Raw genomic sequence first — 20,950 nt, 5'->3', positions numbered from 1 at the left:
TGGGCGAACCAAAGAGCATCACCATGAAACTGAACAAAACAACCTTCATTGTCGGCGCCATCTTGGCGCTGATCCTGCCGCTGGTCCTGCAAAGCTTCGGCAATGCCTGGGTGCGTATCGCCGACATGGCGCTGATCTACGTCATGCTGGCCCTGGGCCTGAACATCGTGGTCGGCTTTGCCGGTCTGCTGGATCTGGGCTACGTGGCTTTCTTCGCCGTGGGCGCCTATGTCTACGGCTTGGCGGCTTCGCCTCACCTGACCGACACCTTCCCGGCGCTGGCCGCCATGTTCCCGGAGGGCCTGCACATCTCGCTGTGGATGATCCTGCCGGTAGCGGCGGCGGTGGCCGGCTTCTTCGGCATGCTGCTCGGGGCGCCCACCCTCAAGCTGCGCGGTGACTACCTGGCCATCGTGACCCTGGGTTTTGGTGAAATCATCCGCGTGTTCCTGAACAACCTGGACCACCCTGTCAACATCACCAACGGCCCCAAGGGCCTGAACCAGATCGATACGCTGAAGTTCTTCGGCATCAACCTGGGCAAGCCGCTGGAAGTGCTGGGCTTCGAAGTGGCTTCGGTCAGCCTGTACTACTACCTGTTCCTGGCGCTGGTGGCGATCAGCGTGGTGCTGTGCCACCGCATGGAGCTGTCGCGCGTCGGCCGCGCCTGGATGGCCATCCGCGAAGACGAAATCGCCGCCAAGGCCATGGGCATCAACACCCGCAACATGAAGCTGCTGGCCTTCGGCATGGGCGCTACCTTTGGTGGCGTGTCCGGCACGCTGTTCGCGGCGTTCCAGGGCTTCGTCTCGCCTGAATCCTTCAGCCTGATGGAGTCGGTAATGATCGTCGCCATGGTGGTGCTCGGCGGTATCGGCCACTTGCCTGGCGTGATCCTGGGCGCGGTGCTGCTGTCGGCCTTGCCCGAAGTGCTGCGCTACCTGGCGGGCCCGCTGCAGGCCATGACCGGCGGCCGCCTCGACTCCGCCATCCTGCGCCAGCTGCTGATCGCTGTCGCCATGATTGTGGTGATGCTGCTGCGCCCTCGTGGTCTCTGGCCCGCGCCCGACCACGGCAAATCGCTCAAGGCCAAGTAAGGAACACACATGACAAATACAAGTACTACCGATGTGGTCCTGCGGGTGGCGGGAATCTCCAAGCGTTTCGGCGGCCTGCAGGCCCTGAGCGATGTGGGCATCACCATCCAGCGCGGCCAGGTCTATGGCCTGATCGGCCCCAACGGCGCCGGCAAGACCACTTTCTTCAACGTGATCACCGGCCTCTACACCCCGGACAGTGGCAGCTTCGAGCTGGCCGGCAAGCCTTACTCGCCCACCGCGGTGCATGAAGTCGCCAAGGCCGGCATTGCCCGCACCTTCCAGAACATCCGTTTGTTCGCCGAAATGACGGCGCTGGAAAACGTGATGGTCGGTCGCCACATCCGTACCCATACGGGGCTGATGGGCGCGATCTTCCGCACCGCCGGCTTCAAGCGCGAAGAGCAAGAAATTGCCCAGCGCGCCCAGGAGCTGCTGGAATATGTGGGCATCGGCAAGCTGGCCGACTACAAGGCCCGCACCCTGAGCTACGGTGACCAGCGCCGCCTGGAAATCGCCCGCGCCCTGGCCACCGACCCGCAGCTGATTGCGCTGGACGAACCGGCCGCCGGCATGAACGCCACCGAAAAGGTCATGCTGCGCGAGCTGATCAGCAAGATTCGCCAGGACAACCGCACGATTCTGCTGATCGAGCACGACGTGAAGCTGGTCATGGGCCTGTGCGATCGCCTGACCGTGCTCGACTACGGCAAACAGATCGCCGAAGGCACCCCTGCCGAAGTGCAGAAAAATGAAAAAGTGATCGAGGCTTATCTCGGTACCGGAGGACATTGAGATGGCTGAAACACAAGCGAAAAAAACCGGTCAAGTACTGCTGAAGATCAGCGGCCTGAAGGTCTCCTACGGCGGCATCCAGGCCGTCAAGGGCGTGGACTTCGAAGTCCGCGAAGGCGAACTGGTCAGCCTGATCGGCTCCAACGGTGCAGGCAAGACCACCACCATGAAGGCCATTACCGGCACCCTGCCGTTCGTGGCCGGCGACATCGAGTACCTGGGCAAGAGCATCAAGGGCAAGGGCGCCTGGGATCTGGTGCAGGACGGCCTGGCTATGGTGCCCGAAGGCCGTGGTGTGTTCACCCGCATGACCATCACCGAAAACCTGCAGATGGGCGCCTACATCCGCAACGACAAGGCCGAGATCGCGATGGACATCGAGAAGATGTTCACCATCTTCCCGCGTCTGCGCGAGCGCAAGGATCAGCTGGCCGGCACCATGTCCGGCGGCGAACAGCAGATGCTGGCCATGGGCCGCGCGCTGATGAGCCGTCCCAAGGTGCTGTTGCTCGACGAGCCCTCCATGGGCCTGTCGCCCATCATGGTCGACAAGATCTTTGAAGTGGTCAAAGACGTGTACGCCCAGGGCGTGACCGTGCTGCTGGTCGAGCAGAACGCCAGCCGAGCCCTCGGCATCGCCGACCGCGGCTACGTGATGGAGTCCGGCATCGTCACCATGAGCGGCGACGCCAAGCAGATGCTCAGCGACCCCAAGGTCCGCGCTGCATACCTCGGCGAGTAAGCCGTAGAGCACCTTCTCCTGCGGCGCGGGAGAAGGTGTAAATCTATAGAAAACAAGGCCCCGCCGCACATACCACCTACACTAGGTGCTATGAATAACGTAGTGGCCAGCCCTGGCACTTTCCGCTTCCTCCACGCCGCCGACCTGCACATCGACAGCCCGCTGCGCGGCCTGAGCCGCTATGCGGGAGCGCCAGTGGAGCGCTTGCGCAACGCCACGCGGCGCGCTTTGGAAAACCTGGTCGATCTGGCGCTGGCCGAGCAGGTGCAGTTCGTGCTGCTGGCCGGCGACCTGTACGACCGCGACTGGCCCGACTTCCACACGGGTTTGTTCTTCCGCGAGCAAATGGTGCGCCTGGGCCGGGCGCAGATTGGCGTCTACATCGTCCAGGGCAACCACGATGCCCAGGGCACCATCACCCGCGAACTGCCGCTGCCCGAGCACGTCAAGGTGTTCTCCAGCCGCAGCGCAGAAACCGTGCGTATCGACGCGCTCGGCGTTACCATCCACGGCCGCAGCTTTCCGCAGCGCGCGGTGGACGAGGACTTTGTGCCCGACTACCCGGATGCCGTGCCCGGCCAGTTCAACATCGGCATGCTGCACACCAGCCTGACGGTCGGTGGCGGCATCCACGAGACCTATGCGCCCACGAGCTTGCCTATGCTCAAGACCAAGGGCTACGACTATTGGGCGCTAGGCCATGTACACACCCGCGACGTCGTTTGCGAGTCGCCGCGCGTGGTCTTCCCCGGCAATCTGCAGGGCCGGCATGCGAACGAAACCGGGCCCAAGGGCTGCGAACTGGTGACAGTGGTGGCCGGCCAGATGGAGGCGCGCTTCGTGCCGCTGGATGTTGTGCGCTGGCAGCAGCTGCAGGTTGCACTGGACGGCATAGCCAGCCTGGCCCAAGCCACCCAGCTGATCGCCGCTGCGCTGGCCGAGGCGACCCAGGGCGCCGGTGACCGCCTGCATGCGCTGCGTGTCGTGCTTACCGGTCGCAGCACGCTGCACGGCACCGAGGCCCAGCAGCCCGGCACCCTGGAGGCCGCAGTCCACGCTGCCGCCCAGGACGTAGCCGGCGCCGAACTCTGGATCGAACAGGTGCAGCTGCGCCTGGCCAGCCCCATAGACCGCGCCCAACTGGCCCAAGGCGAGGACGCGGTGGCCGAGCTGCTGCGCCTGGTCGACGAACTCGCTGCCGACCCCGCAGCGCTGGCCGCCTGGACGGCCAAGGCCTGTGGCGACGTGCTGCACAAGCTGCCGGCCGAGGCCAAAACCGATGCCGATTGGAGCACTTCTGCCGCCATGCAAGCCCTGCTGCTGGACGCCGAAGCCACGCTGCTGGCCCGGCTCGGGAGTACCGCATGAAGCTGCAAAAACTTTTCTTGAGCGCCTTCGGCCCGTTCACCGACAAAGTGCTGGACTTCAGCGCCAGCTCCGCCCAGGTGCACCTGCTGTACGGCCCCAACGAGGCCGGCAAGTCCTCGGCCCTGCGCGCCATGGCCGACCTGCGTTTCGGCATTCCGCTGCGCAGCGCCGACAACTTTGTGCACGACAGCGGCAAGCTGCTACTGGCAGGTGTGTTTGCCGATGCCGATGGCCAGCAGGTGGCGCTAGCACGGCGCAAGAAGAACAAGGATGCACTCACCGCCGCCGACCCGGCTACCGGCCTGCCGCTGGCCACACCGGTGTCGGCTGCCATCGCCCAGGCGCTGACCGGCGGCCTGGACCGCGCGGGCTTTGAGCGCAGCTTCGGCCTGGACCACGCGCGTTTGCGCCAGGGCGGCGAAGACCTGCTGAAGGGCGAGGGCGAGCTGGGGGCTGCGCTGTTCGAAGCCAGCGCCGGCCTGCAAGGCGTGAAGGCACTGCTGGCCAGCCTGCAGGACGACGCCAAAAGCTACTACAGCCCGCGCGCCACCCAGGCCACCATCCCCGAGGCGCTGCGCCAGATCGAAGAGCACAAGGCCGCCTTCAAGGCCGCGCTGGTTCGACCGGCCGAATGGAAGGACCGGCAGCGCGCGCTGGAGACCGCCACTGCCCAGCTGGCCGACCTGAAGCAACAACTGGCCAGCCAGACCAAGCGCATCCACGCGCTGACCGAGCTGCGCGCCGTGCTACCTTTATTGCAGCAGCATGCGCAGGTAGAGTCTACGCTAGAGGCACAAAACACTGTAAGTTTGTTAGCGCTTGACGCACGCGAGCAGCGCCTGGCTGCGCAGCACAGCCTGCACACGACCCACAGCCAGTGGGACGCCGCCCAGGCCGAGATCGACCACTGCGCCCAGTCCCAGTCCGGCCTGCGGCTGGAGCCGACCTTGCTGGCCCATGCGCCCGCCATCGAACGCCTGCTGCGCGACTGCGCCGCCGTGCGCCAGCAGCGCAGTGAGCGCCTGCAAACCCAAACCCAGGTGGAGCAGGGCGCGGCCGCGTTGGCGGCCATGGCCCAGCGCATCGCCCCGCAGCAGGACTTGGCCGCGGTGCTGGCAGCCGTGCCGGGCACGGCGGACCGGGTTGCGCTGGACGACTTGCTCGATAACTCGGCGCGCCAGACCCAGGCGCTGGCGCAGCAGCAGGCGCGGCTGGCGCAGATCGATGCCCAACTGACCGAAGCCACCGATGCAGATACCCACAGCGTGGCCCAACCGCTGCAAGCCGCAGTGGAAGCGGCCGTGCAACAAGCCCAGGCCTTGGGTGATATGCCCAAGCGCTTGGCCGAGGCCCAGCGTGGCTTGGACGCATTGGCGCCCCGTCTGCAGCAGGCACTGGCCGGGCTGCGCCTGCCCGACACCACTGCCTTGTACGCGGCGCGCCCATTGCTGCTGGCCGAAATCGTCGAGGCCGAAAAAGCCCAGACCGCGTTGGCGGCGCAGATCGACGCACTGCAGCAGGAAGACGCCGCCCTGCAACGCGCGCTGCAGACCTACCAGCTGCGTCAACAGCAGCTCGCGGCTGTGGGCGAGCTGGTCACCGCCCAGAGCCTGCAGGCCGCACGCCAGCAGCGCGACAGCCAGTGGCTGCAGCTCAAGCAGGCTTACGCTGACCCCGCTGCCGATCCGGCGTTGCTGGCGGCTTTCGAACAAGCCCAGGCCGAGGCCGACCGCCAGGCCGATCTGCTGCGCGCCGGCGCCGAGCGTGCCGCCCAGGCCGCCGAATGCGCGTTGCAGACCAGCGAGGCCCAGAGCCGGCGCGCCGCCATCGCTGAGCAGCGCAGCACCTGCGCCGCCCAGAGCGCACAGCAGCAAAGCGGTTGGCAGGCCGCCCTGGCCCAGGCTGGCCTGCCGCCGTACCCGCCCGCCGCGCTGCGCGAGTGGCAAGGCCAGCGGCAGAATGCGCTTGCCCTGTGCGAACAGCACGACACGCTGCAGCGTGAGTTGGCCGATCTGCAAGCCCGCGTGCAGACAGCCACCCAGGCTTTGGCCACGGCGCTGCAAGCGGTCGGGCAGGGGGTATCTACCCATCTGGCGACCCTGCTGCCGCAGGCCACGGCCTGGCTGCGCAGCACGCTGGAAGCCGAAACCCGCATCCGCGAGCGCAGCCGGCAGCGCGGCGTGCTGCAGGCCGAGCGCAGCGCGCTGCAGGCCAGCCTGGCCGAACAGCAGCAGGCGCTGGACGCGCAGACGGCCGTGCAAGCCGGCTGGACCGCGCGCCTGTTCCTGCCGGCGGCCAGCAGCGCAGCCACCATCAAGGCGCGCCTGGCCGAGCTGGCGGCACTCGACCAGGCCCAGGCCGAGCAGACCCGGCGCGTCCAGGCGATTGCTCAGCTGCAGGTCCGCGAGGATGCACTGCACAGCCAGGCCCTGGCGCTGGCCGCGCTGCTGCAGGAGCCGCCGGTGCAGCACGTAGATGATTTTGTGGATGGCCTCGGCACCCGCGTGGCCCAGGCCCAGGCGCATGCCACGCAAGCCGCCGAGCTGCAGCGCCGGCTTGACGTGGCTCTGCGCCAGCAGGCAGCAGCGGGCCAGCAGAAGTCGACCAGCCAGAGCGTGCTGCAAGCCATGTGTGCAGCGGCATCGGTAAGCGACGCGGCCGAGTTGCCAGAGGCCGAGGATCGCTCCCAGGCCAAGCGCGCACTGCAAGAGCAACTGCGCACGCTGGAAGGCCAGCTGCAACAGGCGGCGACGCGGCCCTTGGCCGAGCTGCGGGCGACGGTGGCCGGCGTCGATGTGGTGGATACCGACGCCGAGCGCAGCGCCTGCGAGGCCCGCGTCGCGCAGCTGGACCTGGACATCGCCCAGGCGACGGAAGCTGCGCAGAACGCCCGCCGCGCGCTGCAGGCCATAGACACCTCGGCCGCGGCGGCCGATGCGCGCGAGCAGATGGAATCAGCCGTCGCCCGCCTGCGTGGCGCAGTCCGGCCCTGGGCCCAGCTGCGGCTGGCCGAAACCCTGCTGCAAGAGGCCTTGAAGCGCTTCCGCGAACGTGCCCAGGCGCCTATGCTGCGGTTGGCGTCCGAGTACTTTGGCTTGATTACCGGTGGGCGCTATCCGAAGCTGGTGGTCGATGCATCGGCCGACAAGCCGGTGCTACAGGCCGAGGGCGCCGACGGTCGGGTGATAGGCGTCGAGGCCATGAGCGAGGGCACGGCCGACCAGCTGTACCTGGCCCTGCGCCTGGCCGCGCTGGAGTTGCAGCGCGAGGCCGGCAAAGCCATGCCGCTGGTGCTGGACGATGTGCTGATGACTTCCGACGACAGCCGCGCCGCCCAGGTGTTCCAGGCTCTGGCCCGCTTCGCTCAAGGAGGCCAGGTGCTGCTGTTCACCCACCACCAGCATCTGCTGCAAGTAGCCCAGGCGGCGTTGCCGGCAGAGGCGATCGCCATCCACCATTTATAAAAATAAGGGCTGTAGCGCAGGTAGATCCTGCGCTAGCAGCTACCAAAAAAATAGCGGACCGGTTTGCACCGGCCCGCTATGCGGATGAGCCTGGCAGCGTTTAGCCGAGTTCGCCCATCTGGCTTTGCAGATAGTTCTGGATACCGACTTTGCCGACCAGGTCGATCTGGGTTTCCAGGAAGTCGATGTGCTCTTCGGTGTCGTCCAGAATGCCTTGCAGCAGGTCGCGGGACACGTAGTCGCGCACGGTTTCGCAGTAGGCGATGCCGTCCTTGATGGTGGCTTGCGCGCCGTATTCGGCCTTCAGGTCGCAGGCCAGGCATTCGGGCACGTCTTCGCCGACCAGGATTTTGGCCAGGTCTTGCAGATTGGGCAGACCGTCCAGCATGAAGATGCGGTCCATCAGCTTGTCGGCGTGCTTCATCTCGCCGATGGATTCTTCGTATTCTTTCTTCGCCAGCTTGTCCAAGCCCCAGTGCTTGTACATGCGGTAGTGCAGAAAGTACTGGTTGATGGCGGTGAGTTCGTTCTTGAGTTGCGCTTGCAGATGCGCGATGACTTGTGGGTCGCCCTTCATGGTGGCCGTCCTTTGTATGTGTTGGCAAGATTGCTTCGGCGTGCATTGTCGGCGAGGCTTTGCGCTAAATCAAAAAAGAATGGTCTATGCCCCCAGGTTTTCGGTCAGAGTGCGAACACGCGTGATAGGCATTCGCAAGCCCTGTATGCACCGCTAACAGGGCGCGCCTCTGCGTGCAGCAATTTCATAGAAATGAGGGAAACACACATTGACCCGGCCTACTTGGCCGGCACAATCGTGCAAATGCTTTTGACCACCCCCATGCCCGCCGTGCTCGACATTGAAGCGTCGGGCTTTGGGCGCAGCAGCTATCCGATTGAAGTGGGCTGCGTGTTGTCCGATGGCAAGAGCTTTTGCACCCTGATCCGCCCAGAGCCCGAATGGACCCACTGGGACCCGGAGGCAGAGCTCTTGCACCGCATTCCACGCGGGTTGGTGGTGGACAAAGGCCGGTCTGCAGTAGAGGTGGCCCATTTGCTCAATACCCAGTTGCGCGGCCAAACCGTGTATTCCGACGGCTGGGCCAACGATTTCACCTGGATCAGCGCGCTGTACGAGGTGGCCGAGCTGAGCCCTTATTTCAAGCTGGAAAACCTGCGCTCGCTGCTGCGCGAAGACGAGGCTGACCGCTGGCACGACCTCAAGCAGCAGGTGGGCGAAGAACTGGGCGAACAGCGGCACCGTGCCAGCAACGATGCCCGGCTGCTGCAGCGCACCTTGCAGCGGCTGATGGAGCAGCGCTGAGGTCGTCCCCAGCTAGAACCGGCGCCGCTCCAGGTGCGCCATTTCATAGAACAGGGTCTTGGCGGCGAACATCCGTTGGTCGGCCTGGTGCAGGGTTTCGTCGACTTGCCCGGTGGCATCGCACGACGCCATGCCCATGGACAGGCTGAGCGCATGGCCGGGCTGTGATGCATTGGATGCGGCGACCAGCGACTCGATCCGGGTGATCAGCGTTTGAGCCATGGTTTCATTGCAGCCTGGCAGCAAGGCCACAAACTCGTCGCCGCCAGTGCGCACCATGGACCAACTGGCGTCGGTGCGGGCCTGGCGCAGCACCTCGCCCACCCGCTTCAGCACGGCGTCGCCCGCTGCATGGCCATGCGCGTCGTTGATGCGTTTCAGGCCGTTGAGGTCCATGGTTACCACGCACAGCGGCCACAGGCCATGCTGTGCCACCCGCTCCAGTTCGGCGGCGTAGAACGCCCGGTTGTACAGGCCAGTGAGCGCATCATGGGTGCTGACGTATTCAAGGTTGGCGGCAATTTCCTTGCGGGCGGTGATGTCGTCAAACGTCACCATCACGCGCTCCCAGGTGTCCTCGTAGCCGGGCAGCACCCGCACATGGATCTCGGCGTGGATGCGTCGGCCGTCCAGCGCGTAGTTGACGGTTTCTTTGGAAAAATGCAGACAGCCCTGCCACAGGTAATCGAGTTCGGCCGTCAGGGCCACCATGGTGTCAGGGCCAAATATCTCCGGCAGCCGGGTTACCAGCTCTGCCTGGCTTTGGGCTGCCAGCAGCAGCAAGGTCTGGCGGTTGACCCGTATCACCTGCAGGCTGCGTGAGCATTGCACAAGCAGATCGGGGAATTGGCGGAAGTGGGCCCGCAGATCGACCACTCCTTGCGCGCGCCAGCCTTCGAACAGCTGCTTGATGGCGCTGTAGTCTTCCAGCCACAAAGAGACCGGCGCCCATTCGAACATGTTTTCGTAATCGACGACCGAGTTTGGAACCGACATGCTCTCCACCTCCGAACAGTGAGTATCTACCCGCCATCGAGGTGCGGCGGCGGGTAAAAAGCGCCCATTGGGAATACGGCAGGCGCCACTGGTCGATGATACAAGGCGTCATACGTTGGATGCGTGCCTAGCACCACATCAGCAGGAGCAGCCGCGGCTAGCGGCTATGGGGTGGCGTAGGAATGCCTGGTCAGCGATTACTCGCTGCCAGGCAAACGCCTCCCTCCGAAATCAGGCAGCGACTGCTGCCGGTGCCGAGCGGATCAGGTGGTCAAACGCACCCAGCGCTGCCTTGGCACCATCGCCTGCGGCGATGATGATCTGCTTGAAGGGCACGGTCGTCGCGTCACCGGCGGCGAACACACCGGGCAACGAGGTCTGGCCCCGGTTGTCCACGATGATCTCGCCGTGCTTGCTGAGTTCCAGCGTGCCCTTGAGCCATTCGGTGTTGGGCACCAGGCCGATCTGCACGAAGCAGCCTTCCAGTTCGATGTGGTGGCTCTGGCCGCTGGTGCGGTCGGTGTAGGTCAGGCCGTTCAGCTTGTTGCCGTCACCGGTCAGCTCGGTGGTTTGCGCCGACATGTGGATGGTCACGTTGGGCAGGCTTTGCAGCTTCTTGACCAGCACCGCATCGGCACGCAGGGCATCGCCAAATTCGATCAGGGTCACATGCGCCACCAGTCCGGCCAGGTCGATGGCCGCTTCGACACCCGAGTTGCCGCCGCCAATCACCGCCACGCGCTTGCCCTTGAACAGCGGGCCATCGCAATGCGGGCAGTAGGCCACGCCCTTGTTCTTGTATTCCTGTTCGCCGGGCACGTTGACATTGCGCCAGCGCGCGCCGGTGGTGATGATCACGGTTTGGGACTTCAGCGAACCGCCGTTGGCCAGCTGCACCTCAACCAGGCCGCCGGGTGCGGTAGCCGGGATCAGCTTGTCGCCGCGTTGCAGGTTCATCACGTCCACGCCGTAGGCTTTCACGTGCGCGTCCAGGCCCATGGCGAATTTGGGGCCGTCGGTTTCCAGCACGGAGATGAAGTTCTCGATCGCCAGCGTGTCATTCACCTGGCCGCCAAAGCGCTCGGCGGCAATGCCGGTGCGGATGCCTTTGCGCGCTGCATACACAGCTGCTGCGGCGCCTGCGGGGCCACCACCGATGACCAGCACGTCAAAGGCTTCCTTGGCCGAGAGACGGGCCGCATCTTTGTCGGCAGCGCCGGTGTCGAGTTTGGTAACGATTTCTTCCACCGTCATACGGCCCGAGCCGAAATGGCTGCCGTTCAGGTAGATGCTGGGCACGGCCATGATTTCGCGGGCGTTGACCTCGTCCTGGTACAGCGCGCCGTCGACGATGACCGTCTTGATTTTGGGGTTGAACACCGACATCAGCGTCAGCGCCTGCACCACGTCGGGGCAGTTGTGGCAGCTGAGGGACATGTAGACCTCGAAATTGAAGTCGCCGTCCAATGCCTGGATGCTCTCAATCACACCGGGTTCGACCTTGGGCGGGTGGCCGCCGGTCCACAGTAGGGCCAGCACCAGCGAGGTGAATTCATGGCCCATGGGAACGGCCGCAAAGCGCAGGCTCATATCGCTGCCGATGCGGTTCAGGCTGAACGAAGGCTTGCGTGCGTCCGTGCCGTCGGTCTTCAGGGTGATCTTGTCGGACAACGCGATGATGTCCTCCAGCAGGCCGCGCATTTCGACAGCGCCTTTGCTGTCGTCCAGCGAAGCTGTGATCTCGAACGGCTTTGTGACCCGTTCCAGGTAGCTTTTCAGTTGTGCTTTGAGGTTGTCGTCCAACATACTTTTCTTTCAGTCAATACTGCCGCCAGCCTCGTGAGCCGGCGGCGGGTTTAGTCAATTGCGCAGATTTAGATCTTGCCGACCAGGTCCAAAGAAGGGGTCAGGGTAGCAGCGCCTTCATTCCACTTGGCAGGGCAAACTTCACCGGGGTGGGCGGCGGTGTACTGGGCAGCCTTCAACTTGCGCACGGTTTCCTTGACGTCGCGGGCGATTTCGTTGGAATGGATTTCAGCCGTCTTGATCACCAGCTCTGGGTTGATGATGAAGGTGCCGCGCAGTGCCAGGCCTTCTTCAGGGATGTGCACGCCGAAAGCGTTGGTCAGCGTGTGGGTAGGGTCGCCCACCAGTGGGAACTTGGCCTTGCCGACGGCGGGCGAGGTTTCGTGCCACACCTTGTGCGAGAAATGGGTGTCGGTGGTGACGATGTAAACCTCGGCACCCATCTTCTGGAATTCGCCATAGTTTTCAGCAGCGTCTTCGATTTCGGTAGGGCAGTTGAAGGTGAAGGCGGCCGGCATGAAGATCAGCACAGACCATTTGCCCTTCAGCGTCTCATCGCTCACGGTAACGAACTTGCCGTTGTGAAAGGCTTCGGTCTTGAAAGGCTGGACTTGGGTATTGATCAAAGACATGGTGGTTTCCTATGGAAGTTAGTAACTTGCAGGTGGCTAGGTGCGGAATGCGCTGGCTACCAGACTGCATGATAAGCTATTAATTAATTACAATCGATAGAAAATTTGTATTCATTCGATAGCCACGGTAGCAATCTGTATGTCACAAGTTGTGTCAAGGATTTTGACAAATGAGAATTATTCGCATATAGTTCGCTTCTATTCCAGCTAGCCACCCGGGCTGGCGCAGGCCCTTAAAACCAGCCCTCTGCGCCCGCCACCAGCCAGCCGTTGACCTTTTTCAACTGTTGTCAGGTTCCACTGTGGCGCTCCCTTCCTCTTCTTGTTCCCCTTCGTTTTTCGCTGTACGCGAACTCACCTGGCTGATCGGCCTGGCTTTCGGCTCGGTCTTGTCGGTACAGGCCCAAACTGTCCAGGTGGCTGCCGTCGGCAGCCTGCGCGAGGTGGTGGTCAGCGGCTCGCGCTCCGAGCAAGACCCTGACGAGCTGCCGATGAGCATCGATGTGATCCGCAGCCAGGATATCGAGAGCCAGCAAATCCACGACATCCGCGACCTGGCCAAAGACCTGCCGAACGTGTCGGTCAAGCGGGCGCCGGCGCGCTTCGGCATGGCGTCGGGCAATACCGGGCGCGACGGCAATGCGGGCTTCAACATCCGCGGCCTGGATGGCAACCGCGTGTTGCTGCTCACCGACGGCATCCGCATGCCGCGCAGCTATGTCTTCAGCGCCAACGCCTTTGGCCGCGACTACTTCGATATCGGCCTGGTCAAGCGGGTGGAGGTGGTGCGCGGCCCGGCCTCGGTGCTGTACGGCTCGGACGGCGTGGCCGGCCTGGTCAACTTCATCACCTATGAACCGTCGGACTTCTTGACGGCCAGCAAGACCTTTGGCGGCCGGGTCAGTGCCTCGGCCAGCAGTGACGACAACGGCGTGGGCCTGGGCGCCACCCTGGCCGGCCGTGCCAATGAGGTGGCCGAATGGCTGATCGGCGTGAACGCCAGCCGTTCCGACGGTTTGAAGAACATGGGGACCAACGATGCCCCCAACCTGAACCGCACCAAGCCGAATCCCGAGACCGACCACGGCAACTCGCTGCTGGGCAAGCTGGTGTTGCGCCCGAATGCCGACCAGAAGCATGTGCTGACTTTCGAACACGTCGAAAAGAAGGCCGACTACAACCTGCTGTCGGCCGTGGCCGCCGCTGCTACCGCGTCGACCTCGGTACTGGCCTCCACCGCCAACACCGATATGCAGCGCGACCGCCTGACCTGGGACGCGCGCTACCAGCTGGGCGCGGCCTGGGCCGACAGCCTGCAAACCGTGCTCAGCTACCAGGCTGCTGCCTCCCGCGAAGCCGCCACCGAAGACCGCAACACCGCGGCTGACCGGGCGCGCGACACCAGTTACGACGAGAACACCTGGCAGCTCGGTCTGCAGGCCAACAAGACCTTGCGCCTGGGCTCGGACACCGCGCACAAGCTCACCTACGGCGTGGACTATGTGCGCTCCACGGTGAAAACCCTGCAAACCGGCGTGACGCCGCCCGCGGGCGAGACCTTCCCGCTCAAGCGCTTCCCGGACACGGTGGAGAGCAGTGCCGCGCTGTACCTGCAAGACGAGGTGATGCACGGCAACTGGAGCATCACCCCCGGTGTGCGCCTGGACCGCTTCAGCATCGATGCCAGCCAGGACGGCTTCAGCGGCACGGCGGTGTCCATGTCGGACTCGGCCGTGTCGCCCAAGCTGGGCCTGTTGTACCGCACCAGTCCGCAATGGAGCGTGTTCGGCAATATCGCCTCGGGCTTCCGGGCGCCGAATGCCGGCCAGGTGAACGCCTTCTTCGAGAACGTCACCCAGTTCTACAAGACCATTCCCAACCCGAATCTCAAGCCCGAGAAAAGCCAGAACTTCGAGATCGGCACCCGCGGCCGCGTCGATGCGCTCACCCTGGATGTGGCCGCCTTCACCGGCCGCTTCAAGGATCTGATCGAAGACTCGGTCCAGGTCGGCGGTGCCGGCACCGCCGCCAACCCCACCGTGTTCCAGTCGATCAACGTCGGCAACGCGCGCATCAGCGGTTTTGAAGTCAAGGGCAACTGGGACTGGGGCCGCGTGGCCGGCGGGCAGCTGACCACGCCCTTCACCTACGGCATGGCGCGCGGCAAAGATAGCGATACCGGCAAGCCACTGGACTCTATCGACCCCGCCAAGCTGCGCCTGGGCATGCAGTACGCCACCGGCGCCTGGGACTTGCGCCTGGACCTGGCCCACCACGCGGCCAAGAAGCAGGGCGACACCAATGCCGCCTTGTTTGTGACTCCAGCAGCCACCACGCTGGACCTTGGTGGCCAGTGGCGCATCCAGAAAGACCTGCGCCTGAATGTGGCCGTAACCAACCTGACCGACAAGAAGTACTGGAACTGGAGCGATGTGCGCAGCGCCACCGCCGCCCAGGTGGCGGTGATCGACGCCTTCAGCCAGCCCGGCCGCAGCCTCAAGGTTTCGCTGGTCGCAGAGTTTTAACCCCAACCGATTTCCAAAGGAGAGTGTGATGAACCACCCCCGCCAAGACCCGGCTACCGACGCCTGCCAGGACGAGGAATACGCCATGCCCTGCGCCGAGGCGCTGCTGGCCAGCTCGCTGGCCTTGATGACCGGCTATGTGCAGGGCTGCTGCGATGACCACCGCACGCTGATGGCGCAGAAGATCGTCCAGCAACTGGTCAGCCTGTCGCAACACCCCATGCTGTCGCCCGACTTCAAAACCATGCTCTGGAACCTGCATACCCGCTGGCTGCAGCAGCTGCGGCTGGACGGCGCCGCCGAGATGCTGCCGCCCTCCGATCCGCCCAATGCCAGCCTGTGGCACAAAACCCATGAGGTGCTGCAATGAGCGACCGCGTCTGGGAACCCGCCGCGCTGCGCGAAGCCTTTGCCGCAGCCCGCGCCAGCGGCAAGCGCGCCAAGGATGCGGCCGAGTCCATTGGCAGCAGTGAAGGCGCGGCCGTGGCCGCGCACTGTGGCGAGCACAGCTACCCGCCCAAGGCCGTGCCTCTGGCCGGCCCGTGGATCGCCTTGCTGCAGGCCCTTGAGCCCTGCGGCCCGCTGCTGGCCCTGACCCGCAACGAAAGCACGGTGCACGAAAAAACCGGCGTTTACCGCAAGCTCTCGGCCATGGGGCCGAACGGCCACATGGGCCTGGCGCTGGGCGAAGACATCGATCTGCGCCTGTTCTTCAGCCAGTGGCATGCGGGCTTTGCGGTCACCGAGCTGGCCGCCAACCCGCAGAACCGGCCGAACGTCAGCCTGCAGTTCTTCGACGCGCATGGCAAGGCTGTGCACAAGATCTTCCAGCGCGACGCGACCGACCGCGCGGCCTTTGAGGCCGTGGTGCAGCGCTTCACCGCATCGACCTGCGATGCGGTGTTCACACCGGCCCCAGCCCCGGTGGCACCTTTGCCCGATGCACAGATCAATGCCGATGGTCTGGGCCAAGCCTGGGCCGCGATGCGGGACACGCACGAATTCTTCGGCCTGCTCAAACAGTTCGAGGTCGAGCGCCAGCAAAGCCTGCGCCTCATGCAGGGCCGCTTCACCCAGCGCCTGGCACCCAGCGCGCTGCGCGATGTGCTGCACTCCGCGTCCTTCGATGGCGTGCCGATCATGGTGTTCGTCGGCAGCCGTGGCTGCATCCAGATCCATACCGGCCCAGTCAAGCGCATCGAGCCCATGGACATCCGCGGCGTGCAGTGGCTGAACGTGATCGACCCCAGCTTCAACCTGCACCTGTGCGAAGACGCTATCTCCCATGTCTGGCGGGTCGAAAAGCCCACGGCCGACGGCGTGGTCACCTCGGTCGAAGCCTTCGACCAGGCGGGCGAGCTGATGGCCATGTTCTTTGGCGCGCGCAAGCCCGGCCAGCCCGAGCTGCAAAGCTGGCGCGACCTGGTGGCCCAACTGCCGGTGCTGGAGGCCGTACCCGCATGAGCAATCTGGCGACGGTAGAGACCAAGGCCTTTGTGCCCGCGCACGACTTTGCGGTATCGCAGCAGTTCTACCGCGACCTGGGCTTCAGCATGGCCTCGGTGGGCGGCGGCGTAGCCTATTTCCACTTCGGCGGACGCTCGGCCTTTTTGCTGCAGGACTTCTATGTGGCCGCCCTGGCCGAGAACCTGCAGATGCACCTGCAGGTCGAGGACGCACAAGCCTGGTTCGACCACGTGCAGCAGCTGGACCTGCCGACCCGCTATGGCGTGCGTGCACCCACCCCGCTGGTCGACCAGCCCTGGGGCATGCGCGACTTCGCGATTGCCGACCCCAGCGGCGTTTGCTGGCGCATTGCGCAGAACATCCCCGGCTTCGTGCCCGTAGGGCGGACCACGGCCGCATGAACCCCGATCTCCCTTCCGAATCTCTCCCAACCGATGACCCCGCCCATGACACTCCCCCTGCTGCGCCGCCGCGCCGTTTTAAGCTGGGCCGCCAGCGCTACGCTTGCGCCTGTTGTGCTCCAGGCGCAGACGGCCAGGCTGCCGCGCCTGGTGACGGTGGGCGGCGCCATTACCGAAATCGTCTACGCCCTGGGCGCTGAAGCCCAACTGGTCGGCACCGACACCACCAGCCTGTACCCGCTGGCCGCGCAGAACACGCCCAAGGTCGGCTATATGCGCAGCCTGTCGGCTGAAGGCCTGCTGGCGCTGAAGCCCGATGCCGTGATCGGCACTACCGAGGCCGGCCCGCCGGTGGTGATGGACCAGCTGCGCAGCGCCGGCGTCAAGGTCGATTTGATCGCGTCCGACCACAGCTGGGCCGAGGTGCAGCGCAAGCTGCAGGCCGTGGGCCGCGGCGCCGGCCGCGAAGCCCAGGCGCGCGCGCTGCAGGTCAGGCTGGATGCCGACTGGGCGGCGACGCAGCAGCTGGTTGCACAGTTCAAAGGCCGCAAGCCCAAAGTGCTGTTCATCCTGTCGCACTCCTCCACCGTGCAGGTGGCGGGTGAGAAGACCGCGGCTGACGCCATGCTGCGCTTCATCGGTGCGCAAAACGTGATGGCTGGTTTCAATGGCTACCGGCCCATGACCGCCGAAGCCATGGCCGCCGCCGCGCCGGATCTGATCCTGACCAGTACCCAGGGCATAGATGCGCAGGGCGGCATCGATAAGTTCTGGTCCCGCCCCGAGCTGGCGCTGACCCCGGCATTCAAGACCAAGGCCTTGGTGCACCTGGACGCGCTGGAGCTGCTGGGCTTTGGCCCGCGCATGCCGGCCACCGTGCGTGCGCTACACCAGCGCATCGTGCTCGCATGAACCTACCTACCCGTCGGCTCGCCGGGCCGCAGGTGTTGATGCTCAGTGGCGCACTGGTGCTGCTGAGCCTGCTCAACGCCAGCGCGCGCGGCGCCTATGCGATCGACCTTGCCGATATTTTGAAGACGCTGTGGGCAGCGGCCTCCGGCGGGCTCGATGGTTCGCCCGAGCAACTGGTGTTTCTCAACATCCGCCTGCCGCGCCTGCTGCTGGGCCTGGCGGCCGGTGCGGGCCTGGGCATGGCCGGCGCGCTGATGCAAGGCCTGTTCCGCAACCCGCTGGCCGACCCCGGCCTGATCGGCGTCAGCAGCGGCGCGGCGCTGGCCGCTGGCATCACCATCGTGCTCGGCAGCCGCTACTTCCCGGACCTGCCGCGCACCCTGGGCAGCTGGACCCTGGTGGCCATGGCTTTTGCCGGCAGCCTGGCGGTGACGGTGTTGATCTACCTGCTGGCCCAGTCCGAGGGTGGCACCCGCGTCGGCCTGATGCTGCTGGCCGGCGTGGCCATCAACGCGCTGGCCGGGGCCGGCCTGGGCTACCTGACTTTTCTGGCCAGCGACGAGCAGTTGCGCAGCATCCAGTTCTGGCTGCTGGGCAGTCTGGGAGGCGCGCGCTGGAGTGCGGTGCTGCTGGTGTGTACTATTGTTTTGATAGCTATTGGCGCAGGTATTACCTGCGCTAGACCCCTAAATGCCATTGCATTGGGCGAAGCGCAAGCGGCCTTGCTGGGCGTCGACGTGGAGCGCACCAAGCGCCGCGCCATCGCCATCACCGCGCTGGCTGTCGGCGCGGTCACCGCCACCACCGGCATGATCGGCTTCGTCGGCCTGCTGGCGCCGCACTGCGTGCGCCTGGTCGCCGGGCCCGACCACCGCATCGTGCTGCCGGGCTCGGCCATGTTGGGCGCGGCCCTGGTACTGCTGGCCGACAGCGTGGCGCGCACCGTGGTGCAGCCGGCCGAACTGCCGCTGGGCGTGCTGACGGCCTTTGTCGGTGTGCCGTTCTTCTTGCTGCTGTTGCGCCAGTTCAAGGGCCGGGTATGAGCGCTTATCTTGAAGCCCAGGCCACCTCCTGCCGCGTCGGTGGCGCCACCTTGCTGGAGTCGGTGTCGGCGCGCTTTGCCGCCGGCCAGTTCACTGCCATCCTCGGGCCGAACGGCGCGGGCAAGTCCAGCTTGCTGTCGCTGCTGTGCGGCCAGCGCAAGCCCAGCCAAGGCAGGGTGCTGCTCGATGGCCAGGCTTTGGATGCGTGCCCGCCGCTGCTGATGGCGCGCCGCCGCGCCTTGCTGCCACAAGACCTGTCGGTGGCCTTTGACTACACAGTGCAGGACGTGGTCGAGCTGGGCCGCTACCCACACCGCCAGCAGCCCAGTCCGCAGGAGTCCGAGATCGTGCAGCGCGCCATGCAGGCTACCGGCGTGCAGGCCCTGGCGCAACGCGTGCTCAACACCTTGAGCGGCGGCGAACGGGCCCGCGCCCAGCTGGCCCGCGTGCTGGCACAGATCTGGGAGCCGGTGCCTGGCCAGAGCCGCTGGCTGCTGCTGGACGAACCCACGGCCGCGCTCGACGTGCACCACCAGCACGCGGTGCTGCGCCTCGCGCGCAGCTGGGCGCATGCGCACGGTGTCGGCGTGGTGGCCGTGCTGCACGACCTGAACCTGGCGCTGCGCTACGCCGACCAGGTGCTGCTGCTGCAGGACGGCCGGGTCCAGGCCGACGGTCCGCCAACCCAGGTGCTGGACGCCGCCACCGTACGCCGCATCTGGCAGGTCGACGTGCACCCGGTGCGCGATGCCGATGGCAGCCTGCAATTACTCATGGCCTGAAAAGGAGACGCTGATGTTGGTCCAGGAAGCCCGTATCCACCTCATACGCAAGCCGGTTGCACCGGCCCCGTCCGACGTGGCCTGCGAACACGCGGCGCTGGTGCGCATGCTGGCCGGCGCTCAGGCGCGGGTTTCGGTGCTGGTCAGCGACCATGCGCAGCAGATCGCCGCCTTGCAAGCCCAAATCGTGCGCCTGCGCGGCCGCGCCATCCTGCGCGACACCCTACTGGCCTGGCTGCGCGAAAGCCTGGCGCGCTTGGAGCCCGAAGCTGCTGAAGACCTGGCGCCGCACGCCGACGCCGCCGACCGCGTGATCTGCCAGACCGGCTGCGTCAGCCACGGTAACTACTGGCGCGACGACGACCAGTGCCGGCGCACCGGCAAAAGCTGCGTCATGGACGGAGTTAAGGTCGAAATACCGCGCTAGTGAAGGTGGAATATGCGCTGGAAGCTATTAAAAATGTAGTGAGCCAGCGGCGGTGGTCAGCGTTGGTCTGCCTCAACCCAGCGGCACGCAGGGTGATTCGGCTATTTCGCAAGCGCTTTACTCTCGCAAGGTAGAGTCTCCAACCGTGCCCGCGCTACTTGGTTGGTCAGGCAGAAATATCCCCCACCGTTCTTCAAGGATTGCTGCAATGCGCCGTCTCGCTTTAGCTGTTTTTTCATCGCTGCTGGTCGCCCTGGCCGGCTGCGCCATCACGCCCGGCATGAGCCGCGATGAAGTCCTGTCGTCCTGGGGCCGTCCCACGGCCGAGCTGGACCGCAACGGCATACACCGGCTGCAGTATTCGCGACAACCGATGGGGCAGTCGGTGGTGATGGTCGACCTCGACGCGAATGGCCGCGTCGTGCAGTCGCGCGAGGTGCTGCAACCCAGCGAGTTCGCCAAGGTCGACCTATCGGGCAGCACCACGCGGGCCGACATCCTGTGGGCCTTCGGCCCGCCCGCCAAGGTGGACGGCGTGATGTCGTGGACCGGCGATATCTGGTCCTACCGCTGGAGAGACACGGAGGACATGTGGTTCTGGGTGTACTTCGATCCTGCGGGTATGGTGCGGCGCGTGCAGCAGGGGCCTGACATCGCGATTCGTCCCTTCCCTCGCTGAGTCCAATCGTCGGGGCAAACCTCAGTTGGTGCTGGGGTGCTTGGCAATGCGTCGAATGCAAGTGCAAGAAGCTATGGAACTCAAGTCATTCAGCGTAGAGTGGCAATATGTAACTGGGCAGCGGCACCATCGATTAGCAGGTCGAGCATCTGCTTTAGGGCATAGTGAAAGTCGGGTGTGGGCGGCGGATTCAACCGGTCGATGCAACAGTTTCGCTGAACATCTCAGCGGGCGTCTTGAAGCCAAGCGTCTTGCGTGGCCTCTGGTTCAATTGTCTCGCAATCGCGTTGAGCTGTAGCTGTGAGTAGCCAGAGATGTCGACGCCCTTCGGCATGTACTGTCTGAGCAGCCCGTTCGTGTTCTCATTGCTTCCACGCTGCCAAGGGCTTTGCGGATCGCAGAAGAAGACCTGGATGTCGGTAGCCATCGTGAAGCGCTTGTGTGCTGCCATTTCCTTGCCTCGATCCCAGGTCAATGACTTGTACAGTTCCTG

General features: G+C 64.9%; 20 protein-coding genes. 15 read left to right on the top strand and 5 right to left on the bottom strand.

Annotation, left to right across the window (positions count from 1 at the left end; translation table 11 throughout):
• Positions 1-23 precede the first annotated feature (23 nt).
• The 5 genes from BLT66_RS11740 (at position 24) to BLT66_RS11720 (ending at position 7,466) form a co-directional block, all read left to right on the top strand.
• Entirely contained in the window at positions 24-1,097 is a 1,074-nt protein-coding gene (locus BLT66_RS11740) for an ABC transporter permease subunit (protein WP_092758426.1), read from the top strand.
• 9 nt (positions 1,098-1,106) lie between these two features.
• Complete coding sequence (locus BLT66_RS11735; protein WP_092757910.1) at positions 1,107-1,892, top strand: ABC transporter ATP-binding protein; 786 nt, start codon at positions 1,107-1,109, stop codon at positions 1,890-1,892.
• 1 nt (position 1,893) lies between these two features.
• Positions 1,894-2,634, top strand: a complete 741-nt coding sequence (locus tag BLT66_RS11730) for an ABC transporter ATP-binding protein (RefSeq protein WP_092757909.1) — start codon at positions 1,894-1,896, stop codon at positions 2,632-2,634.
• Between the two features lie 90 nt (positions 2,635-2,724).
• Positions 2,725-4,002 (top strand): metallophosphoesterase family protein, encoded by a 1,278-nt coding sequence (locus BLT66_RS11725; protein WP_092757908.1) that lies wholly within the window; start codon positions 2,725-2,727, stop codon positions 4,000-4,002.
• Positions 3,999-7,466, top strand: a complete 3,468-nt coding sequence (locus BLT66_RS11720; RefSeq protein WP_092757907.1) for an ATP-binding protein — start codon at positions 3,999-4,001, stop codon at positions 7,464-7,466. The genes BLT66_RS11725 and BLT66_RS11720 overlap by 4 nt, the downstream gene beginning before the upstream one ends.
• A gap of 100 nt (positions 7,467-7,566) precedes the next feature.
• On the opposite strand, the gene bfr is transcribed toward BLT66_RS11720, so the two are convergent.
• Positions 7,567-8,043, bottom strand: a complete 477-nt coding sequence (bfr, locus tag BLT66_RS11715) for a bacterioferritin (protein WP_092757906.1) — start codon at positions 8,041-8,043, stop codon at positions 7,567-7,569.
• Between the two features lie 243 nt (positions 8,044-8,286).
• On the opposite strand from bfr, the gene BLT66_RS11710 reads away from it, so the two are divergent.
• Positions 8,287-8,787, top strand: a complete 501-nt coding sequence (locus BLT66_RS11710; RefSeq protein WP_092758425.1) for a 3'-5' exonuclease — start codon at positions 8,287-8,289, stop codon at positions 8,785-8,787.
• A 12-nt stretch (positions 8,788-8,799) separates the two neighbouring features.
• On the opposite strand, the gene BLT66_RS11705 is transcribed toward BLT66_RS11710, so the two are convergent.
• The 3 genes from BLT66_RS11705 to ahpC form a co-directional block, all read right to left on the bottom strand.
• The gene (locus BLT66_RS11705) at positions 8,800-9,783 is read right to left on the bottom strand and encodes a GGDEF domain-containing protein (RefSeq protein WP_092757905.1); all 984 of its coding nucleotides are present in this window, start codon (positions 9,781-9,783) and stop codon (positions 8,800-8,802) included.
• Positions 9,784-10,014: 231 nt separating this feature from the next.
• Positions 10,015-11,589: an alkyl hydroperoxide reductase subunit F gene (gene ahpF / locus BLT66_RS11700; protein ID WP_092757904.1), complete on the bottom strand. Its 1,575-nt coding sequence runs from the start codon at positions 11,587-11,589 to the stop codon at positions 10,015-10,017.
• Positions 11,590-11,657: 68 nt separating this feature from the next.
• Complete coding sequence (ahpC, locus tag BLT66_RS11695) at positions 11,658-12,221, bottom strand: alkyl hydroperoxide reductase subunit C (RefSeq protein ID WP_092757903.1); 564 nt, start codon at positions 12,219-12,221, stop codon at positions 11,658-11,660.
• 302 nt (positions 12,222-12,523) lie between these two features.
• Here ahpC and BLT66_RS11690 point away from each other — a divergent pair, with 302 nt between their 5' ends.
• The 9 genes from BLT66_RS11690 (at position 12,524) to BLT66_RS11650 (ending at position 20,457) form a co-directional block, all read left to right on the top strand.
• Entirely contained in the window at positions 12,524-14,746 is a 2,223-nt protein-coding gene (locus BLT66_RS11690) for a TonB-dependent hemoglobin/transferrin/lactoferrin family receptor (protein ID WP_092757902.1), read from the top strand.
• 28 nt (positions 14,747-14,774) lie between these two features.
• Positions 14,775-15,116, top strand: coding sequence for a hypothetical protein (locus BLT66_RS11685; protein ID WP_092757901.1), 342 nt, complete (start codon positions 14,775-14,777; stop codon positions 15,114-15,116).
• Positions 15,113-16,210 carry a hemin-degrading factor gene (locus BLT66_RS11680; RefSeq protein WP_092757900.1) on the top strand — a complete coding sequence of 366 codons (1,098 nt, stop codon included), beginning with the start codon at positions 15,113-15,115 and terminating at the stop codon, positions 16,208-16,210. Before BLT66_RS11685 ends, BLT66_RS11680 begins: the two co-directional genes overlap by 4 nt.
• On the top strand, positions 16,207-16,614 hold the full coding sequence (locus BLT66_RS11675) for a VOC family protein (protein ID WP_092757899.1): 408 nt from the start codon (positions 16,207-16,209) through the stop codon (positions 16,612-16,614). Before BLT66_RS11680 ends, BLT66_RS11675 begins: the two co-directional genes overlap by 4 nt.
• A 45-nt stretch (positions 16,615-16,659) precedes the next feature.
• On the top strand, positions 16,660-17,526 hold the full coding sequence (locus BLT66_RS11670) for a heme/hemin ABC transporter substrate-binding protein (protein WP_092758424.1): 867 nt from the start codon (positions 16,660-16,662) through the stop codon (positions 17,524-17,526).
• On the top strand, positions 17,523-18,569 hold the full coding sequence (locus BLT66_RS11665; protein WP_092757898.1) for a FecCD family ABC transporter permease: 1,047 nt from the start codon (positions 17,523-17,525) through the stop codon (positions 18,567-18,569). Before BLT66_RS11670 ends, BLT66_RS11665 begins: the two co-directional genes overlap by 4 nt.
• Complete coding sequence (locus BLT66_RS11660; protein ID WP_092757897.1) at positions 18,566-19,351, top strand: heme ABC transporter ATP-binding protein; 786 nt, start codon at positions 18,566-18,568, stop codon at positions 19,349-19,351. Before BLT66_RS11665 ends, BLT66_RS11660 begins: the two co-directional genes overlap by 4 nt.
• Positions 19,352-19,364: 13 nt before the next feature.
• Complete coding sequence (locus tag BLT66_RS11655) at positions 19,365-19,778, top strand: hypothetical protein (protein ID WP_092757896.1); 414 nt, start codon at positions 19,365-19,367, stop codon at positions 19,776-19,778.
• Positions 19,779-19,986: 208 nt separating this feature from the next.
• A complete protein-coding gene (locus BLT66_RS11650; protein WP_092757895.1) occupies positions 19,987-20,457 on the top strand; it encodes a hypothetical protein in 471 nt (156 codons plus the stop codon).
• Positions 20,458-20,647: 190 nt separating this feature from the next.
• On the opposite strand, the gene BLT66_RS11645 is transcribed toward BLT66_RS11650, so the two are convergent.
• Positions 20,648-20,950: IS30 family transposase (locus BLT66_RS11645; protein WP_143029210.1), on the bottom strand; the 303-nt coding region annotated here is incomplete at its 5' end.

This window comes from Rhodoferax sp. OV413 (assembly GCF_900104385.1).
Lineage (GTDB): Bacteria > Pseudomonadota > Gammaproteobacteria > Burkholderiales > Burkholderiaceae_C > Rhodoferax_B.
This window is presented reverse-complemented; position numbering and strand designations above follow the sequence as displayed.